Source organism: Blastococcus sp. SYSU DS1021, assembly GCF_054050995.1.
This window is the reverse complement of sequence record NZ_JBJHAL010000002.1, coordinates 84,035-102,884: the sequence shown is the minus strand read 5'-3', so window position 1 is coordinate 102,884 and position 18,850 is coordinate 84,035. Positions and strand designations below refer to the sequence as shown.

Here is an 18,850-nt window from a genome sequence, read left to right as displayed (position 1 = left end):
TCGGCCTGACATGATCCGAAGCCTGCAGCCCTTGACCCCCAGCCGTCGGCAGCGTGTCCATCTGCGTCCCACGACGTCCGTTTCCGCAGTCCAGGCGGCATGAGCTACCAGTGCGGACTCCAGCAAATCGGGGCCAACGGTGGTCAAAATGCTGCTCAAGCAGATCTGGTCGCGTCAGGGCCCGATGCACTGATCACGTCATCAGTTCCGTAGGCGCCTAGGTGCCGGTGAGGCGGAGCACCCGCTTGCCGCGGGTGTGGCGCGCGGCGACGTCGCGGTAGGCCTCCTGCACGCGCTCCAGCGGGTAGACGCCTGCGATGGGGACGCTGATGCGGCCGTCGGCGACCATCTGCGCCAGCTCTGCCCACACCGCGGGGTCGTCCGCCTCCTCCTGCGCGTCCGAGCGCACGCCGTACCGGCGCACCGCCGCCCCGTCCGCGGTGGTGTTGATCCGCGCCGGGCTGACTCCCAGGCCGATCGCGACATCGACGTTCCCCGCGCCGAAGGTGTCCACCCACGCGTCCACGCCCGAGGGGGCCAGGTCCCGCAGCCGCTCGGTCAGCCCCGCTCCGTATCGGACCGGGACCACGCTCAGGGAGCGCAGGAAGTCGGCGTTGGCGTCGCTCGCGGTGCCAAGGACGCGCGCCCCTCGGAGTAGGGCCAGCTGGATGGCGAATACCCCGACGCCTCCGGCCGCCCCGGAGACCACGACCGTCTCGCCGGCCCGGGGCGAGACCGCCTCCACCGCCGCCCACGCCGTCGCTCCGGCGCCGGCGATGGACGCGGCCGCCTCCCAAGCCAGCTCGGGCGGCTTGGGCGCCAGGGCACCCGTGCCGACCACCACGAACGTGGCCTGCGCGGCCCGTGGGGCGAACCCGAGTACCTCCTGCCCCACGGTGAAGCCCCTCACCCCCGGGCCGAGCTCGGCTACGTGGCCAGCGAAGTCGTTGCCCTGCCCCTCGGGGAAGGTCGCCGGCCAGACCTGCGCGAAAACGCCCTCGCGGATGCCGATCTCCCCGGGGTTGAGCGCGGCGGCCACCACCTGCACCAGGACCTGCCCGGCACCCGGCCGGGGGCGCTCGATCTCCACGACCTCGAGAACCTCGGGTCCGCCGTACTGGCGGAACCTCACCGCCCGCGCCGGTGTCGCCGCGCCGGTCTCAACCTGTTCGTGCCCTGCCACTGGTGACTCCGTCCCGGCGAGCGGGGGTCGCGCGCCGGCGCCCAGCCTGGCGCCGCCTGCGCTGGCGAGCCAGGCCCTGACGGTCCTAGGTGTCACGACCAGAGACGTTGTCGACAGGCGGCGCGGCGGCTTGGGCACGAGGGAGGCCTCCGGGAGGAGTGGCGGTGCAGGACGTCGCCGTCCCAACCGGAGGTCTCTGCGGCCCACGCTGATGCCGACACGACCCTGTCTGCCCGCAAGCTGACGGCGGGGATTGGCGGGTGCACGACCGAGCGGCCACCGTCGACCACCCGGCACAGGGCGGTGCCCACATGTCGAGGTCCCGCCCGACGAGCGGGTGCACGCCTGCGACGGCTTCCCGAATCGCGCGGTGACCTGGTTCGCCGCCGTTGCGTCACCGTCGTCCGGTGCTGATTGACAACGCGATGAGCTACCGCCACGGCGCGCTCGGATCGCCGTCTGCACGGATCTCGGCATCGGCCGCGGGTTCATCCAACCCGGACGGCCGTGGAGCAACGGCAAGGCCGAGTGGTGACCGCACCCTGCCGACCGAATGGGCAGACGCCACCGGCTGGACCAGCAACGACCAGCGCACCGTCACCCTGGACAGCTGGCTGGAGCACTACAACGCTGCCCGCAGCCACGGACGTGCGCGGAGCGCGCTCCGCCCCTCGGAGGCCACCCGCCGGTCAGCCGACTCGCCGCGTGAACAACCTGCCTGGGCACGACACCTAGGACCCAGAGTGCCTGCCTCGCGAGGGGAAAGCGCGCCAGCATGGGTGCGACCAGCGCCCCGCCGCACCGGCGTCCAGCCCCCCCGATCTCGCGACCGTCCGCGCCCCGAGGAGCACCACCGTGTCAGCCACCTGCGCCTCCACCTCACCACCCCACGAGCGCGCGCCCTGGAGCCTGGACGCGCTGCGCGCCCAGCACGGGCCGGCCGTGACCCGCTACGCCCAACGCCGCGTGCCGCCGGTGGAGGTCGAGGCGGTGGTGGTCGAGACGTTCGCCCGCGCCCGGCGGCGGATCGTGGAAGTCCCGGCCTTCCCGCTGCCGTGGCTCCTGGCGATGGCCCGCGGCGTGAGCGCGGACCACCACCGGAGCGCGCGCCGTCGCCGGCTGGGACGGTGACCGCCCCGTTCCTGGGTGCAGCACACCCAGGCACGGCCTGCGGCACCACCCCTAGCGTCCTGGACGTGGCCACGATCGACCAGACCCCCGCCCTCTCCGGGCGCGTTGCCGTGGTGACCGGTGCCAGCAGTGGCATCGGCGCGGCCACGGCGCGAGCGCTCCTGGACGCCGGAGCGCACGTCGCCCTGCTCGGCCGGCGCGCCGCCCGGCTGGCCGCGACCGCCCAGCAGGTCGGTGCACCACAGCGCGTCGTGGCCGTGCCCACCGACGTCGCCGACCCGCTCCAGCTGGCCGACGCCCTCGACGTCGTCCACGGCTGCTTCGGCGGCGTGGATCTGGTGGTGGTGGGCGCCGGCGTCATGACCGGCTCGCCGTTCGAGGACGGCGTCCCGGCCGAGTGGGGCGCGATGATCGACGTCAACCTGCGCGGGCTGCTGCACACCGCCCAGACCTTCAGCCGTGACCTGTTCGCCGCTGCCGCGGCCGGGGGCAGCGCCGATCTCGTCCTCGTCGGCGCCATCGCCGGCGACATCACCTTCCCCGGCTACGCGGTGTTCTCGGCGGTGGAGGCGGCCGTGGCGCAGCTCGCCAGGACGCTGCGCGCGGAGTACGCCCCGCGGGGGGTGCGGGTGCGCACCGTCCAGCCGGGCCTGACCGACAGCGAGCTCGGCAGCGACATCAGCGACGAGGTGACCGCGCGCGCCTGGGAGGAGCTCAAGACACGGGTGCCGCCGATCGACGCCGCCGACGTCGCCAGCGCGGTCGTCTTCGGCGCCGCGATGCCGGCCCACGTCAACGTCGCCGACGTGGTCGTGCTGCCCACGCTGCAGGACCGGTACCTGCCCACCCGCAAGGACGGGGCGCTGGCGTGACGGCCGCGACGCAGACGGCGCTGGCGGCCGGAGTCCGGCGGCTCAGCGGCTCGGACACCGGCGCCGCGGCGATGCTGCTCGCCGCGACGGTGGTGGCGCTGGTGTGGGCGAACCTGCCCGGAGACGGCTACGAGTCGTTCTGGCACACCCCGGTGAGCCTCGCAGTCGGGGGGGACGCCCTGGAGCTCGACCTGAGGCACTGGGTCAACGACGCGCTGATGGCCCTGTTCTTCTTCCTGGTGAGCCTGGAGGTCAAGCGGGAACTCGTCCTGGGCGAGCTGCGCGACCACCAGCGGGTGCGCGTGCCGGCCGTCGCCGCGGTGCTGGGCCTGCTGGTGCCCGCCGTCGTCTTCTGGGCGATCACCACGGCCGCCTCCGAGTCCTCCGCAGTCACCGGGGCGTGGGGCGTGGTCATCTCCACCGACACCGCCTTCGTGCTCGGCCTGATCGCCCTGGCGGGACGGGCCGCGCCGGTCAACCTGAGGGTCTTCGTCCTGACGCTCGCGATCATCGACGACGTCGGGGCGCTGGGGGTCATCGCGGTCGTCTACACCGACCAGATCCGCCTCGCGCCTGCGCTCACGGCCACCGCGGGCCTCGTCGCCATCGCCGCGCTCCGGCGGCTGCGCGTGTGGAGGGGCCCGGTCTACCTGCTCGCGGCCGTGCTCGTCTGGGGCGGCGTGCTGGCCTCGGGGGTGCACGCCACCGTGGCCGGTGTCCTCATCGGCCTCCTCATGCCGGTCCACCCGCCGAGCGTGGCGGAGGTGGAGGAAGCAGAGCGCCGGGCCCGCGCCTACGGCCAGTCGCCCACGCCGGAGCGCGCCCGCACCGCGGTGCTGAGCCTGACCCGCGCCGTGTCGGTGAACGAGCGGCTCCAGCGGCTCATGCGGCCCTGGGTCTCCTTCCTCGTCGTCCCGGTCTTCGCCCTGGCCAATGCGGGGGTGCGGGTCGACGTGCCCGCGCTGACCGACGCGTTCAGTTCCGCCTTGACGTGGGCGGTCGTCGCTGGGCTCGTGCTGGGCAAGACGGTGGGCATCGCCGGGTCCGCCGCCGTGGCGGTGCGGACCGGCCTGGGCCACCTGCCGCCGGGCCTGTTCGGGCGGCACCTGGTCACCGCCGGCCTGCTCTCCGGCGTCGGCTTCACGATCTCCCTGTTCATCGTCGACCTGGCCTTGGCCGACCCCACGCAGCAGTCCCGTGCCCGTATTGGCGTGCTGACCGCCTCGATGCTCGCGGCGGTGCTGGCCCTGGCGGCCTTCGCCGTCGTCAGGGTCGTCGACCGGACGCGCGGGAGGGACGGTCAGCGGCTCGTGCGGGCCGTCACGCCCGGGCGGGACCACGTGCGCGGGTCAGTGGGTGCACCGCTGGAGCTGGTGGTGTACGCCTCCTTCACCTTCACCACGGCGGGGCGTGCGGTGGAGGTCGTCGACGAGCTGCACGAGCAGCTGGGCGAGGACCTCGTCTTCGCCTTCCGCCACCTGCCGACGGCGCAGCCCGGAGCCCACGAGGCGGCCCAGGCCAGTGAGGCCGCTGCGGCCCAGCGCCGGTTCTGGCCGATGCACGACGCGATGGCGGCTCGGCGGGGCCGCGTGGACGTCCGCACGGTGCGCGAGTGCGCGGTGCAGGCCGGGCTCAACCTGGCTCGTCTCGACGACGACCTGCGCCGCGGTCGTTACGAGGACCGGGTGCGGGAAGACGAGCGCGACGCGGAGGCGATGGGCCTGGAGGGCCCGCCGGTCTTCTTCGTCAACGGGCAGCTCTACGGCGGGCCGCTCGAGACCGAGCCGCTGCGAGCGGCGCTGCTGCAGTCGGCTCACCGGACCGGGACGCCGGGACGGGATCCTCGGGACGAGGAGCCGCCGGACGAGGAGCCGCGCGTCCCGGGCGAGCGGGACCGCGAGGGCATCCGGCCGAACAGCGGGCAGGACGGGCAGCAGGGTCGGCGCGGTGAGCCGGAGCTGGTGGAGCCGCTGGATGACCTGAGGGCGGCGGCGCCGTGACCGCGCAGCCCTCGACGTGGCCGCTGCTCGGCCGCCGCGCCGTCGTCACCGGCGCGGCCGCGGGCATCGGACGGGCAATCGGCCGCGGCCTGTTGGACGCCGGCGCCTCGGTGGCCTTCCTGGACCGCCGCGAGGAGGTGCACGCTGCGGCCGACCACCCGGTCGCCCCCGGAGCCCTCACGCTCGGCCTGGTCGCCGACGTGACCGACCAGGCCCAGCTCGAGCGCGCCAGGGAGGAGGTCCACACTCGTAGCGGCCCGGTGGACCTGGTGGTGGCCAACGCCGGCGTCCTGCTCGGTGGCCCCTTCGAGCGATCGAGTGCGCAGGAGTGGGCGGCCGTGGTGGACGTGAACGTCGGCGGCGCACTCGGCACCGCGCGGGTCTTCGTCGAGGACCTGCTGGCCGCCGCCGCGCGGGGGCGCGCCACCGACTTGGTCCTGATGGGGTCGGTCGCCGCCCGCGGGCTGTTCCCCGCGTTCAGCGTGTACTCGGCCGCCGCGGCGGCGACCGCGCAGCTCTCCCGTACCCTGCGCGCCGAGCTCGGCGAGCGCGGGGTCCGGGTGCGGCACGTGGAGCCAGGGGTGACCCTCACCGACCTGGGTGCGGGCATCACGGACCCGGTGGCCCGCCAGCGGCTCGCCTCCCTGCGCGCCGCGGCCCAGCCCCTGACGGCCGAGGACGTGGCGCGGGCGGTGGTCTACAGCACGACCCTCCCGCCGGGCACGAACCTCGCCGAGGTGGTGGTGGTGCCCACCCTGCACGCCTGAGCCGGCCCGTCCGCCACGGCCGGGTCTGACCGTCCGTCTCGGTGGTGGGCTCAGCCGGGACGGTCGCCGGTGGCGCCGGCGCGCTCGGCGTGCAGGGAGCCCAGCAGCGCCAGCGCGGAAGCCGAGGGGCTGCCGGGAGCGGCCTGGTAGACCACCAGCTGCTGGCCGGGCGCCCCGTTGACCGTGAACGAGGAGTAGTGCAGGTCCAGATCGCCGACCTGGTCGTGGTGCAGGAGCTTGACCGTGCTGGTCTTGCCGCGCACGTCGTGACGCGCCCACAGCTCGCGGAAGCCGGGGCTGCGGGCGGCCAGGTCCTCCACCAGCGCGGCGATCCGGGGATCGCCCGGCCATGTCCCGGCGGCCTGGCGCAGGTGGGCCACGGCCACCTCCTCCCTGCGCGGGTCGCGGTAGAACTCCGTGGCCGCCGGGTCGAGGAAGACCATCTCCAGCAGGTTGTCGCTGCGGGTGAAGGAGCTGAACAGCGCGTCCGCCAGAGCGTTGCGGGCCAAGAGGTCCAGGGCACGGCCGAGCACGAACGCGGGGGTCTCGCTCCAGCGCTCCAGCAGCTGCACCAGCTCGGGGGCCACCAGCTCGGCGGCGGCGCTGCCGGAGGAGCGTTGCCGGGGCACCGGGCGCGCCAGGCGGTACAGGTGCGCGCGGGCCTCGTGGTCCAGCTGGAGCGCGGTGGCGACCGCGTCGAGCACCTGGTCCGACGGTCGGCCCTCACGGCCCTGCTCGAGCCGGACGTAGTAGTCCACGCTGACGCCCGCGGCGGTGGCGACCTCCTCGCGCCGTAGGCCCGGGACCCGGCGCCGCCCGTAGGAGAACACCCCGATGTCGTCGGGGCGCACGGCGGCGCGTCGCGCCCTCAGGAACTCTCCCAGGAGGCTGCTGCTCACAGCCTGAGAAGGTAGAGCTAGACCTCCGGTGAGCGCCAGGGCTGCACCCCCGACGGTGAAAGGGAGGAACGCCAGGGCCACCCCGGGGCCTTGGCAGACCGCCCTGCACGCTTGAGACCTCGCGGGAGCGTCGAGGAGCGGAGGGCACAGGCAGGTCGAGATGACCGACGACAGCAGGCAGCACCGGTACGAGGGCCGGGCCGACGGGGGGCTGGCCGCAGTCGCGGAGTACATCCGGACGGCGCAGCTCGAGGTGTTCACGCACACGGAGGTGCTGCCCGGTTACGAGGGCCAGGGCGCCGCCTCGGACCTGGTGCGCCAGGCCCTGGACGACGTGCGCCGCCGGGGCCTGGAAGTGCTGCCGCTGTGCCCCTTCGTGGCCGCATGGATCGGGCGCCACCGGGAGGAGTACGGCGACCTGGTCTACCGTTCGCGCACCACGCTCACCGTCGAGGTCGACGCCGCGGGGCGGTGACCGCGGCGCCGCGTGGCTACTCGCGGGCGGCCAGGAGGGAGACCGGCGCGGGACGCGTGGCCGACCAGGCGGTGAGCGCGCTCGTGATGCCGGTGACGACGAACGCACCGACGCCGACCGCGGCCACCAGTGCCCACGGCAGGGCCACGGTCACCGTCCCGGTGACCGTGGCGGTGGTGGCGGCCACCGCGGCCAGGGTCCCGGCGGCGGCCAGGACGCCGAGCAGGAGACCGATCGCGGTGACGACCCAGGACTCGGCGAGGGCCATCCGCAGCACCTGTGCCCGCCGCAGCCCGGTGGCCCGCGCGACGGCGAACTCCCGGCGGCGCGCGCTCCCGGCGATGACCACGGCGTTGACGACGCCGATCACGGCGTAGAGCCCGCCGAGTCCCGTGACCACGAGCAGGATGGCGGTGTTCGTCTCGCTGCCGCGCTCGGCGCTGCGCTCCAGCCAGGCCTCCAGAGCGCTGACCGTGCCGAGGGCGGCCAGGGACGCGCTCACGCGCTGCGCATCGGCGCCGTCCTCGAGGGCGATGAGGATGCGCGAGGGTGCGCTGTCCAGCACCTGCTCGGGCACCAGGCCGGCAGGCAGCAGCAGGCTCGCGCCGCCGCCCATCGCTGCGGGCACCGCGGCGACGACGGGCAGCCGCCCCAGGTCCACGTCCCCGACCCGCACCCCGACGGTGTCCCCGGGCGAGACGCCGAGCGCTCCGGGGCCCGCGGCCACGGCGCGACCCTCCAGCGCGGCCAGCGAGCCGCTGCCGCGATGCACGGCCTCGTAGCCGGCCGGGTCGACGACCAGGCCGCGAGTGATCTCGGTGAAGGCCGTCTCGCCGGTGCCCGTGGTCAGGGCCACGGGGACGTCGACCTCGGTGGAGGCGGTCGCCACCCCGTCGAGGGCTACCGCCCGAGAGCCTTCTGCCCCGGTCGTCTCCAGCACCAGGTCGGCTGCGGTGGTCCTGCGCTGCTCGGCCTGGCCGGCGACGGCGAAGGAGGTGAGCGCGCCGGACTGGCCCAGGACGAGGCCGACCAGCACGACCAGCGGCGCCGCGGTGGAGGCGCTGCGGCGCACGTCGTCGCGGAGGTTCGCCCGGACCAGCCGAGCGAGCACGCCGGACGAGCGCACCGGCAGCAGCTTCGCCGCGGCGGGAACCACGAGCGGCGCGAGCGCGGTCAGGGCGAGGGCGGCCAGGACCGACACGCACATCGCCATCGCCTGGCCCCCGGCGGGACCGCCGAGCGGGGCCAGGACGACCAGGGCCGTGGCCCCGGCGGTCAGGAGCAGGCCGCTCACCCAGCGCCCGCGTGTCATCACTTCCGCTGCCTCACCGGTGTCGCGCAGAGCCTCCAAGGGCTGCACCCGTGCGGCGCGGCGCGCGGCCACGAGCACTCCCGCGACGGCGAGGCCGACCCCTACCGCGGCCGAGACACCCAGTGCCCAGGTGCGCCACTCGCCGGTGAAGCCGTCGGGCACGAAGTCCAGCGCGGCCAGCGACCAGGACTGGAAGGCCATCACCGCCAGGCCCACCGGTACCCCGGTGACGGCGCCGACGCCGCCGAGGAGCACGGCCTCGCCGAGCAGCAGTCGCCGGACCTGGTGGCGGCCGCCGCCGACCAGGCGCAGCAGCGCGAGATCGCGGCGGCGCTGGGCGACGGCGAAGGCGAACGTCGTGCTGATGATGAAGACGGCCAGGAACGCCGACAGCGCCAGCGTCACGGCGATCACCGTCACCGCCACCACGTTCGCCGCGTCGAACCGCATCTGCTCCACCGGCGACAGCCCAGCCGGGGCGTCGAGGGTGGCGGCGGATATCAGCAGCAGCAGGGACGACTGCACGAGGGCCACGCCCAGGCACACCGTCAGGGCCGCTCCCACGAAGAGCGTCCAGCGCTCGGCCAGTCCCGCCCAGCTCAACCGCAGCACCTCAGCCCTCCAGGGAGACGAGGCGGTCGGCCACGGCAGCGGCGCTGGCGCCGACGAGCCGGTCGGCGATGCGGCCGTCGCGCAGGAACACCGTGGCGTCGGCGCGGGCGGCCGCGGCCGGGTCGTGGGTGACCATGACGATGCTCTGGCCGCGGTCCACCACCTCCCGCAGCAGCTCGAGCACCGTGCGCGCGGCCCGGGAGTCCAGCGCGCCGGTCGGCTCGTCGGCGAAGAGCACGTCGGGCCGGGTGACCATCGCCCGCGCGATCGCAACCCGCTGCTGCTGGCCGCCGGACAGCTCGCGGGGGCGGTGCCCGGCGCGATCACCCAGCCCGACGGCGGCCAGGACGTCGCGGACCTGCGAGCCCGCGGGGCGGCGTCCAGCCAGCTGCAGCGGCAGCGCCACGTTCTGCTCGGCGGTGAGGGAGGCGACAAGGTTGAAGCTCTGGAAGACGAACCCGATGCGGTCGCGGCGCAGGTCGGTGAGCGCGTCGTCGTCCGCGGTGGTGATGTCGGTGTCGCCCAGGAGCACCTGGCCGGAATCCACCCGCTCCAGGCCCGCCGCGCAATGCAGCAGGGTCGACTTGCCCGAACCCGAGGGGCCCATGACCGCCGTCCAGCTGCCGCGGGGGAACGCGACGCTGACGTCGTAGACGGCGCGCACCGCGGCGGCTCCGCTGCCGTAGGTCCGGCTGACGCCGCGCAACTCCACGGCGGAAGTGCCCGGGCGCGGCTCCAGCAGTTGGGCCGCTCCGGGCCGACCGGTCGTGCCGGTACTCATAGGGCCTCCTGTCGCGGGCAGCTGCCGGCCGGGGTGGGTACCGAGGCCGGCGCAGTACTGCCATCGACCGGCAGCGTCGCGTGGGTGCCGCGGCCGAGCCAGGTCCCGGGACTCCCACCCTGGGCGCTCCCGAGCGGCCGCCGGGTGGAATGGCAGGGCCTCCCGCCGGAAGGGCAGCCGGGAGGGGGCGGTCGTCCCTCATGACCTCCGTCGAGGAAGGCGCCGCCATGACGCCCCAGCAGGCACTCCAGCCACCGCACCCACCCGGCGGCCCCCGGAGGCGCGCATCCGCCGGGCGCTGCCAGCGGTGCCGGGCGTGCTGACCGCCGTGGGGGCCGTCGGAGCCCGTGTGCGCGAGTCCACCCGTGGTACCAGCCACGGATCCTCCCGTCAGGGGACGAGAGACCGTGCTCGCATGGCTAGCGTGCAGGCATGCGTGATATCGAGAACATCGATGGTCCTCTCGTGTGCCCTTCCTGCGGCACTCAGCTGCCGAGAACCCACACGGATCAGGACACTTCCCCGGTCGCGCCGTCCGTGCGGGTCTGGATGACCGAGCAGAGCTGGGACGAACCACGCTTGACGCGCGACGTCTACGCCCAATACCTGGTCGAGTACGCCGGCGAAGCGGTCGATCGTGCGCGGTTCGTGCGCGACCTCAGGCGGTTCGGGGTGCAGGAGGAGACCGACGCCGGCGGTCGCCGGGTCCTCACCTGCCCCTGAGCGGACGTCCGGCACCGGCACGCGCTGACGAGCACCGTTGACCTCGTGTCGGCGGCGGTGCCGGTCCCCGTGCCGGGGTGGCGAGGGTGAGCCCGTATGCAGTCGGCCGGACGGTAGGAGCGGTAGGGCCCCCACGCCGGCGTGAGACCCCGGAGGCTGCGGGGCACGCGTGCACTCCGACGGGCCGGAGCAGGCCGACACCCCGGAGGCGTGGGAGGCGCTCGCGCGGCTGGTCGTCGCGGGGACGTCGCGTCCTCGTCCTCGCAATTTCTCCCCTGGAGCAGGTACGGGCCGCGTAGCGTGACCTCGCGACGCGACACGTGCGGAGAACGTGTGCTCAGCGTCATGTCCGGTGCCCGGCGGGCCGAGCTGTAGGGGGCGCGGACCGGCTGATCGGAGGGGGGAGCGTGGCGCTGTACGGGCGGGAGCAGGAACTGGCAGTCGTGCATCACCTGCTGCGTTCGGCCGGTGAGGGCCGCGGCGGCGCGCTCGTCGTGAGCGGGGCAGCCGGGATCGGCAAGTCGGCGCTCGTCGCAGAGGCCGTCGGGGCAGCCGGCGGGGTGCGGGTACTTCGCGCCACCGGCACCCAGTTCGAGGCCGACCTGCCCTTCGCCGGCCTCCACGAGCTGTGCTCGCCGCTGCTGGAGCACCTCGGTGAGCTGCCCACCCTGCAGGCCGACGCGCTGCGCAGCGCCCTCGGGCTGGCCGGGCAGCCGACCGCGCCGGAGGCCGCGCTGCTGATCGGCGCCGGTCTGCTGGCGCTGCTGGGTGCGGCAGCACGGCGGCAGCCGGTGGTGTGCGTGGTCGACGACCTGCAGTGGCTGGACCCGGCCAGCACCAAGGCCCTGGCCTTCACCGCGCGGCGCCTCGACGGATTGGCCGTGGCGCTGCTGCTGGTGGTGCGCGACGGCGCCGGCGGCCCCGGGACCCCGAGCGCCCTCGACCGTCTTCCGTCGCTGGACCTGGCTGGCCTACCCGAGCGGGAGGCTCGTGCGCTGCTGGCCGCGGAGATGCGAGCCCCGCTCGACCCGCGGGTGCGCGACCGGGTGATCGCCGAGGCGCGCGGCAACCCGCTGGCCCTGGTGGAGCTGCCCCGGACCTTCGGCCCGGCCGAACTGGCCGGTGGCTACGCGCTGCCGGGCGACGAGTCGGTGTCCAGCGTGCTGGAGGACAGCTTCCAGCACCGCTTGGCCCTGCTGCCCGCGCCGTCACGAACGTTCACCACTCTGGCCGCCGCCGAGCCGACCGGGGACCCGGCGCTGCTGTGGCGGGCGGCGGAGATTTGCGGGTTGGGGCCAGAGGCCGGCCTGCCGGTGGAGGCCACCGGGCTGCTGTCCCTGGGGACGCGCGTGCGCTTCCGCCACCCGCTGGTCCGCTCGGCGGTGTACCACGCCGCCGGCCTGGGTCAGCGGCGTGCGGCCCACCGGGCGCTGGCGCAGGCCACCGACGCGGTCACCGATCCCGACCGGCGGGCTTGGCACCTGGCGCTGGCCGCCGACGGACCGGATGAGGCCGTCGCCGTGGAGCTGGAGCGCTCCGCGGACCGTGCCCAGGCCCGGGGCGGTCTGGCCGCAACGGGTGCCTTCCTCGAACGCGCCGCCGTCCTGACACCCGATCCGGCCCGCCGGTCCGACCGGCTCCTGGCAGCCGCCGACGCCAAGAGAGCGGCCGGGGCGCCGGAGGCTGCGCTGGGGCTGCTCGCGGTCGCGGAGGGCGGGGCGCTGGACGGGCGGCAGCGGGCGCTCGTGGAGGTGCTCCGGGCCCGCGCCGCCTTCGACCAGCGCCGCGATTCCGGCGCGGTGCGGATGTTGCTCGAGGCGGGACGTTCGGCAACCGCGGTGGGACCCGTCGCAGCGAAGGAGGTGCTCTTCGAGGCGTTCGCCGCCGCCGTCTTCGCCGGCCGGTTCGCCGACCCGGACCTGATGCGGGGGCTCGCGGCGGCGGAGCGGGCGCTGCCTGCCTCCCCGGGCCCACGGCGTCCCGGAGAGGACTTGTTCGCGGGTCTGCTCACGCAGGTCACCCGGGGCCGCGCCGCCGCTGCGCCGCTGTTGCGCAGCGGGGTCGACGCCTGTCGCACGGCCGCGGACGAGCTCTTCCACTCGGGGTGCCTGTGGATGGCGTGCAGCGCGGCACAGGAGCTGTGGGACGAGGAGTCCTTCCGGGCCATCGCCGAGCAGCAACTGCAACGGGTCCGGCGCTCGGGGGCGGTGGCGTCCCTGCCGGTGGCGCTGAACTACCGCGCGCTCGTCCACGTCCACGAGGGGGATCTCTGCGGGGCGCAGGTCCTCGTCGACGAGGCGATGCGAGTCGCCGCGGAGCTGGAGGCGCCGCCGCTGCAGTCCGTGGCCGTCACGATCGCCGCATGGCGGGGCGACGAACTCCGCACGGCCGAGCTCGTGCGCGCCGGCACCGCCGACGCCCTCGCGCGGCAGGAGGGCCGCATGCTGACCGCGATGGAGTACGCCCCCGCGGTGCTGCTCAACGCGCAGGGGCGCTACGCCGAGGCCCGCGAGGCCTGTCGGCGGGCCGTCGAGCTCGATGAGCAGAGCTTCGGGGTCTGGATCGGACCCGAGTTCATCGAGGCGGCAGTCCGCTCGGGCCGGCCCGAGGAGGCCGTACCCGTGCATGAACGGCTGAGCGCTGCCGCGGACGCCGCCGGGAGCGACTGGGGTCTGGGGATGGCCGCCCGCAACGCGGCCCTGCTCAGCGGCGGCCCACCGGCCGAGGAGCACTACCTCGAGGCGCTGGAGCGCCTCCGGCGTACGGGGACCGCGTCGCAACGGGCGCGGACGCACCTGCTGTACGGGGAGTGGCTGCGCCGCGAGGGCCGCGCGCGCGAGGCGCGCGGGCAGCTGCAGGTGGCCCTGGACGGGTTCTCGTCCATGGGCGCCGCCGCCTTCGCCGCGCGCGCGACACGGGAGCTGGCCGCGGCGGGAGGGCGGGCCCGGATCCGCGCCGCTGCGGGACCGGCGGGCCTGACACCGCAGGAGCTGCACGTGGCGCGGCTCGTGGCGGGCGGCGCGACCAGCAAGGAGGTCGCCGCGGAGTTGTTCCTCAGCCCACGCACGGTCGACGCCCACCTGCGCGGCATCTTCGCCAAGCTCGGGATCGTCTCCCGCCGGCAGCTGCGTGGTCTGCCCGGGCTGCTGGACGCGCACGGCAGCGTGGAGGAGCTCGTCTGACCCCGCCCAGCTGTCGGCGCCGGTCACCCTGTTCGGTCCCCGACGGCGCACGTCCCGTGTGGAGGGGAGGCAGGGCTACCCGATGACGCTGCGCGGACGGGCGGCGGAGCTGAGGGTGGTCGGGGACCTGCTGCAGGCGGCGGGGACTGGTCGCGGTGGCGTCCTCGTCGTGCGGCGCCTGCCGGGATCGGCAAGGCGGTGCTCGTCGCCGAGGCCACCACGGCCGCGGAGCCCGGGCTGAGGGTCCTCGAGGCCAACGGCATGGAGTTCGAGTTGGAGCTGCTGTCCGCCGGGCTGCACCAGCTCTGCCGACCGCTGCTGCAGCACCTTGAGCATCTGCCGGCGCCCCAGGCCGCCGCCCCCAGGTGCGCCCTGGGGCTCGACGCGGGGCCGGCCGCACCCGGTACGGGTCTGCGCGGGCGCGGGCCCCGACGAGGTGGTAGCCGACGAGCTCGAGCGGTCGGCGGGGCCGGGCCCACCCGGTCAGCCGCACCCGGTGCCTGCTGGAGGCGACGGCCGCCGAGCGCGCCGCGGGAGCACCGGCGACGGCGCTGCAGTTGCTGTCACCGACGGAGGACGCCGGCCTGGACCCTGAGCAGGGCGCGTTGGCGGTGGCGTTGCACGCCCGCACGGGGCCCTGGACCAGCGCCGGGACGCCGGAGCAGTCGGCCTCCCGCGGGACGCCGCGCACGTCGTCGCCGGGAAGGACCCGAAGGCCGCCCGCGAGGCCCTGCTCGAGGCGTTCGGCGTGGCCACGTACGCCGGGCGCTTCGCCGGTCCGGACGTCGTCGCCGGGATCGCGGCCGCGTTCGGTCCCTCCCGTCGCGGAGAGACTGCGCCTGGCCGCGGACCTCCTGCTCGACGGGCTTTTCGTCCTGGCCACCCGCAGGCGCGCGGAGTCCGCCGACCTCCTGCGCCAGGGGGATCGACATGTACGTCGACCGCGACGGTCCCTGAGCACCGTGGGCGGCACATGTAGGTGATGACCACCGAGGCGAAGCGGCCGCCCTGCTTGGGAGCGTTCTCACATCAGGGGGCGGCGCTCCGGTGGCCCCCGCCGACAGGCCCGAAAGCCCCGAGGAGACCAGTGACCGACGTGACACTCGCAGTCATCTACTACTCCCCGACGGGAACCATCCACGCGATGGCCCGGCGGGTCGCTGAGGCGGGCGAGAAGGCCGGTGCGGAGGCCCCTGGGCCGTTCCCGTTGTGGTGCAGGTCGTGAGAGAACCGGGTGCCGAGGCATTCGTCTACGCCGGTTCCGCCGCAGCGGACAGCTTGGTGGCGTCCGGTGACGTGGTGGCCCGGGGCGCACCGGCCCGGGCCTCAGAGAAGGGCGAGCGCATCTTCCTGTGCATCCGCGACGGTGAGCAGTGCCTGTTCTCGGTCGGCAGCGGCGAGCGGATCGACCCGTGAACCGCCCGCACCTGCCGGGCCGACGCCCCACCGACCACGTCACCGCGCGGGCCCGGGAGAGCGCCTGCTGGGCGGAGTTCACGCTCCTGGCGGACCGTGGGCCGGAGCAGATCGCGACGGAGATGGCCCGTGCCACCGAGCACGGCGACCCCGCGCCGGGTGGCAGCGGCCCCGGCGGGGCCGGCGAACGGCTGCGGTGAGGTCCCCGTGCTGAGGGGTGGAGCAGGAGGGCTGCGGACAGGGCCGCCGTCGCGGTCCCGTGCAGGCACCGCCACCGACGTGCTGCCGGGTGCGGTCACACCGCCACCGCTGGGCGACTTCCTGCGGGCGATGCGCAGCCGGCTGCGCCCGCAGGAAGTGGGCCTGCCGGCCTCGCTGGGCCACCGCCGGGTCCCGGGGTTGCGCCGGCAGGAGGTGGCGGAGCTTGCCGGTGTGAGCCTGGACTACTACACCCGCATCGAGCAGGGGCGGGTCGGGGAGGTCTCCGGGGCCGTCCTCAACGCCCTGGCGAAGGCGTTGCGGCTAAGCGCGGACGAAACCGCGTTGCTGCACCGCCTGGGGGCCCCGTCCCGTTCGGTGCCGAGGCCGCGTTCGGAGGGACGGCTGCGGCCCGGGACCACGGGGATGCTGGCGTGGCTTACCGTCCCGGCGGCCGTGGTGAACCACCGGATGGACGTCCTGGCGGACAACCTGCCGTTCCGGCTCCTCCTGGCGCGGCCGGGTGGGCGCCCGGAGGCGGTGGGGAACCTCGTGCGGTGGCACTTCTTGGACCCCGGGGCACGCGACCTGCTGCCGGGGTGGCGGGACAGCGCCGCCGCGGCGGTCGCGGGCCTGCGGCTGAACCGGGCCCGAAACCCGGACGACCCGCTGCTCGACGCGCTGATCACCGAGCTGTCGGGCCGCAGCGCCGAGTTCTCGCGGATGTGGGCGGTGCCGGAGGTGACCGGCACCTTCCACGGGCGGTGGACCGTCGAGCACCCGTGGGCCGGGACCTGCCTGCTGGACTACCAGGCGCTGCCGCTCCCCGGTGAGGGCGTGTTCCTGGCCCTGCACACCCCCGTGCCTGGAACAGGCTCGGAGGCCGTGCTGGACCGGCTGCTGCGCGCCTGGAACGGGCCGCCGGCGGGCTTGTCCCGGGAACGGGGACGTCAGGGGCTCCCGTGTGCCGGCTGCGGGAGGTGAGGTGCGGGTGGAGGCCGGGCGGGACGTGCCGGGTCCTCCTGCGGCATGGCACGGGCGAGCACGCGCCGGTCGCCGTGGGCCTGGGCGTGGTGGTGTACCGGCGCCACGGCCCGGCCGGTCGGCCCCGCTCGCCTCGACGTGGCGGCGGGGCATTCGTCGTCGTCGCCCGCGGTGTTCGGCGCATCCGGCTCCGAGGCGGTCCTGGGGTGGGAGCGCGCCGGTCTGCTGTCCCCTGACGTCACGCTCATCCACTGCACCGGACTGACCGGCGCGGCGTGGGAGGCGATCGGACGCACGGGGACCACGGTTGCGCTGGCCCCCACGTCGGATGCGCAGATCGGCCTGGAGACGGCGGTCCCGGCCGTCGACGAGGCCCTCGAAGCGGGTGTCCGCCCCGGGCTGAGCATCGACGTGGAGGTGGCGCTGTCCAGCGACATGTTCACGCAGATGCGCGCGTTGCTCGCGATCCAGCGGATGCGTGCGGTGAGTTCCGCCTACGGCACGGACCGGGCCCCCCGGCGCATCGGCGTGCACGACGTGCTGGACATGGCGACCCTGCAGGGTGCGCGGACCAATGGCCTGGGGGACGTCACGGGGTCGCTGACGCCCGGCAAGCAGGCGGACCTGCTCGTCGTCGACGCCGAGGACCTCAACACCATGCCCCTCAACGACCGCGTCGGGACCCTGGTGCTCGGTGCGGACGCCCGGAACATCACGCCGGTGTTCGTCGCCGGGCAGGTGCGCAAGTGGGGTGGCCGGGTCCTGGACGTCGACCTCGACGCGCTGAGGGAGGAAGTGCGGGCCTCGCGGGATGCGGTGCTGCACCGGGTACGCCGGTCGGGCGTCGCGGTCTGACGACTCGTCCCACGACGTCCACGGACGGCGTGGGACGACGTGTCGACGGTAGTGGCTCTCCGCGGTCGTAGCTGAACCTGCAGTGGGTCAACCCCGACGCGCTGGCCGGATGGCCAGGTCACCGATCTCCACGTCCTCGGGTTGATCGGTGGCGAGCGCGACCGAAGCGTCCAGTCAGCGGCGCCCGTCACGTCCAGGGCGGGGAAACCTCCTCGCGGACCAGGCCCTCCAGGCCCTCCTGCACCGCCCGCAGCGGTGTCGCGGCTCTAGTCGGCCGTGCCGCCGCGGCCGGTCCGGGGGCGAGGCCGGTCACCCCCAGCGCGGCCGCCGCGGCGAGCGCGCACCCCGGCCGGGAGGCGGGGTACCCGGGGAACCGCAACCCGGGCTGTGGTCGGTGTCGTCGCGGTGCTGCGGAACTCCGACTCGCGCCGCCGAGGGCGGTGCGCGGGCCGCCGTGCGCGAGCGGGACGCTGCGCGGGTGCGCCAGGACCCCACCACGGTCGCCACCGTGGTGGGTGGGTGCGAGAGGGCCATGTTCTTCCCGCGTCTGCGAGGCACCGTGGGACCATGACCGAGCTGACGCAGACCACGCTGATCTCCGGTAGCCCGCTCGCGGGCCGTGTCGCCGTCGTGACCGGCGCCTCCAGCGGAATCGGTGCCGCCACCGCGGCGCGCCTGGCGGCCCTCGGTGCGCGGGTCGCGCTCCTCGCCCGCCGCGCCGAGCGCCTCGAGGACCTGGCCGGCAGCATCCGCGCGGGCGGCGGGACCGCCCTGCCGCTGCCCGTGGACGTCACCGACCGGGAAGCCCTCCTCGCTACGACCCAACGCATCCACGACGAGTTCGGCCGGGTGGACCTGGTGTTCGCCAACGCCGGGCGACAGCGCATCTCCTCCATCACGGACCTGCGCGTGGAGGACTGGGACGACCAGATCGACCTGAACGTCAAGGGCCTGATGAACACCATCGCCGCATTCGTGCGCGACCTGGAGCAGGCCGCCGTGGACGGCCGTCCCGCCGACCTCATCACGACGTCCTCCATCGCAGCCGTCCGCGTCCTGGAGCGGTTCCAGGTGTACTCCGGCACCAAGGCCTACGTGACCCAGCTCAGCCGCCTGCTGCGCACCGAGCTGGGCCGCAAGAAGGTGCGCGTCTCCACCGTCGAGCCCGGCATGGTCGACACAGAACTGCCCGACCACGTCACCGACCCCGAGGCCAGCGACCTCATGGCCGGCCTTCTGAAGAACATCGACGTGCTCTCCGCGCAGGACGTGGCCGAGACCGTGGCGTTCATCGCCGCCGCACCCCGGCACGTCAACCTCACCGAGATCACCATCCTGCCCACCGAGCAGGTCATCTGAGGATGACACGGGATGCCCACCGTTGCCGACACCTGCGCCGCTGCCTGACCTCCGTCGATGGCCAGGGACGACGAACTGGCGAACCTCCTGCGGGCCAGGCG

The 18,850-nt window shown here is 74.9% G+C and carries 16 protein-coding genes; 12 read left to right on the top strand and 4 right to left on the bottom strand.

Going from position 1 to position 18,850, the window contains the following annotated elements; all coding sequences use genetic code 11:
* Nucleotides 1-217: 217 nt before the first annotated feature.
* On the bottom strand, nucleotides 218-1,183 hold the full coding sequence (locus ACI8AP_RS02060; protein WP_456587659.1) for an NADP-dependent oxidoreductase: 966 nt from the start codon (nucleotides 1,181-1,183) through the stop codon (nucleotides 218-220).
* Nucleotides 1,184-2,038: 855 nt separating this feature from the next.
* Here ACI8AP_RS02060 and ACI8AP_RS02055 point away from each other — a divergent pair.
* The 4 genes from ACI8AP_RS02055 to ACI8AP_RS02040 all read left to right on the top strand — a co-directional run bounded on the left by ACI8AP_RS02055 (nucleotide 2,039) and on the right by ACI8AP_RS02040 (nucleotide 5,953).
* Nucleotides 2,039-2,314, top strand: a complete 276-nt coding sequence (locus ACI8AP_RS02055) for a sigma factor (RefSeq protein WP_456587658.1) — start codon at nucleotides 2,039-2,041, stop codon at nucleotides 2,312-2,314.
* Nucleotides 2,315-2,379: 65 nt separating this feature from the next.
* On the top strand, nucleotides 2,380-3,186 hold the full coding sequence (locus ACI8AP_RS02050) for an SDR family oxidoreductase (RefSeq protein ID WP_456587657.1): 807 nt from the start codon (nucleotides 2,380-2,382) through the stop codon (nucleotides 3,184-3,186).
* On the top strand, nucleotides 3,183-5,186 hold the full coding sequence (gene nhaA / locus ACI8AP_RS02045; protein ID WP_456587656.1) for a Na+/H+ antiporter NhaA: 2,004 nt from the start codon (nucleotides 3,183-3,185) through the stop codon (nucleotides 5,184-5,186). The genes ACI8AP_RS02050 and nhaA overlap by 4 nt, the downstream gene beginning before the upstream one ends.
* Nucleotides 5,183-5,953 carry an SDR family oxidoreductase gene (locus ACI8AP_RS02040; RefSeq protein WP_456587655.1) on the top strand — a complete coding sequence of 257 codons (771 nt, stop codon included), beginning with the start codon at nucleotides 5,183-5,185 and terminating at the stop codon, nucleotides 5,951-5,953. Before nhaA ends, ACI8AP_RS02040 begins: the two co-directional genes overlap by 4 nt.
* A gap of 50 nt (nucleotides 5,954-6,003) precedes the next feature.
* Here the strand turns inward: ACI8AP_RS02040 and ACI8AP_RS02035 are convergent, their stop codons facing one another.
* Nucleotides 6,004-6,852, bottom strand: a complete 849-nt coding sequence (locus tag ACI8AP_RS02035; RefSeq protein ID WP_456587654.1) for a helix-turn-helix transcriptional regulator — start codon at nucleotides 6,850-6,852, stop codon at nucleotides 6,004-6,006.
* A gap of 160 nt (nucleotides 6,853-7,012) precedes the next feature.
* Here ACI8AP_RS02035 and ACI8AP_RS02030 point away from each other — a divergent pair, with 160 nt between their 5' ends.
* Nucleotides 7,013-7,327: a GNAT family N-acetyltransferase gene (locus ACI8AP_RS02030; RefSeq protein ID WP_456587653.1), complete on the top strand. Its 315-nt coding sequence runs from the start codon at nucleotides 7,013-7,015 to the stop codon at nucleotides 7,325-7,327.
* A 16-nt stretch (nucleotides 7,328-7,343) separates the two neighbouring features.
* On the opposite strand, the gene ACI8AP_RS02025 is transcribed toward ACI8AP_RS02030, so the two are convergent.
* A complete protein-coding gene (locus ACI8AP_RS02025) occupies nucleotides 7,344-9,242 on the bottom strand; it encodes an ABC transporter permease (protein WP_456587652.1) in 1,899 nt (632 codons plus the stop codon).
* Between the two features lie 10 nt (nucleotides 9,243-9,252).
* Nucleotides 9,253-10,032: an ABC transporter ATP-binding protein gene (locus ACI8AP_RS02020; RefSeq protein ID WP_456587651.1), complete on the bottom strand. Its 780-nt coding sequence runs from the start codon at nucleotides 10,030-10,032 to the stop codon at nucleotides 9,253-9,255.
* A gap of 432 nt (nucleotides 10,033-10,464) precedes the next feature.
* On the opposite strand from ACI8AP_RS02020, the gene ACI8AP_RS02015 reads away from it, so the two are divergent.
* The 7 genes from ACI8AP_RS02015 (at nucleotide 10,465) to ACI8AP_RS01985 (ending at nucleotide 18,749) form a co-directional block, all read left to right on the top strand.
* Nucleotides 10,465-10,755 (top strand): hypothetical protein, encoded by a 291-nt coding sequence (locus ACI8AP_RS02015; protein WP_456587650.1) that lies wholly within the window; start codon nucleotides 10,465-10,467, stop codon nucleotides 10,753-10,755.
* Between the two features lie 407 nt (nucleotides 10,756-11,162).
* Complete coding sequence (locus ACI8AP_RS02010) at nucleotides 11,163-13,937, top strand: ATP-binding protein (protein WP_456587649.1); 2,775 nt, start codon at nucleotides 11,163-11,165, stop codon at nucleotides 13,935-13,937.
* A 1,221-nt stretch (nucleotides 13,938-15,158) separates the two neighbouring features.
* Nucleotides 15,159-15,353 carry a hypothetical protein gene (locus tag ACI8AP_RS02005; protein ID WP_456587648.1) on the top strand — a complete coding sequence of 65 codons (195 nt, stop codon included), beginning with the start codon at nucleotides 15,159-15,161 and terminating at the stop codon, nucleotides 15,351-15,353.
* Nucleotides 15,350-15,553: a hypothetical protein gene (locus ACI8AP_RS02000; RefSeq protein ID WP_456587647.1), complete on the top strand. Its 204-nt coding sequence runs from the start codon at nucleotides 15,350-15,352 to the stop codon at nucleotides 15,551-15,553. The genes ACI8AP_RS02005 and ACI8AP_RS02000 overlap by 4 nt, the downstream gene beginning before the upstream one ends.
* A gap of 79 nt (nucleotides 15,554-15,632) precedes the next feature.
* Entirely contained in the window at nucleotides 15,633-16,535 is a 903-nt protein-coding gene (locus tag ACI8AP_RS01995; protein ID WP_456587646.1) for a helix-turn-helix domain-containing protein, read from the top strand.
* 171 nt (nucleotides 16,536-16,706) lie between these two features.
* Entirely contained in the window at nucleotides 16,707-17,390 is a 684-nt protein-coding gene (locus ACI8AP_RS01990) for an amidohydrolase family protein (RefSeq protein ID WP_456587645.1), read from the top strand.
* Between the two features lie 567 nt (nucleotides 17,391-17,957).
* A complete protein-coding gene (locus ACI8AP_RS01985; protein ID WP_456587644.1) occupies nucleotides 17,958-18,749 on the top strand; it encodes an SDR family oxidoreductase in 792 nt (263 codons plus the stop codon).
* Nucleotides 18,750-18,850: the final 101 nt, after the last annotated feature.

Excerpts from the sequence above, each read along its gene's own strand:
- ACI8AP_RS02030 (WP_456587653.1), top strand. The coding sequence starts at position 7,013 with ATGACCGACGACAGCAGGCAGCACCGGTACGAGGGCCGGGCCGACGGG.
- ACI8AP_RS02020 (WP_456587651.1), bottom strand. The coding sequence starts at position 10,032 with ATGAGTACCGGCACGACCGGTCGGCCCGGAGCGGCCCAACTGCTGGAG.
- ACI8AP_RS02015 (WP_456587650.1), top strand. The coding sequence starts at position 10,465 with ATGCGTGATATCGAGAACATCGATGGTCCTCTCGTGTGCCCTTCCTGC.
- ACI8AP_RS01985 (WP_456587644.1), top strand. The coding sequence starts at position 17,958 with ATGACCGAGCTGACGCAGACCACGCTGATCTCCGGTAGCCCGCTCGCG.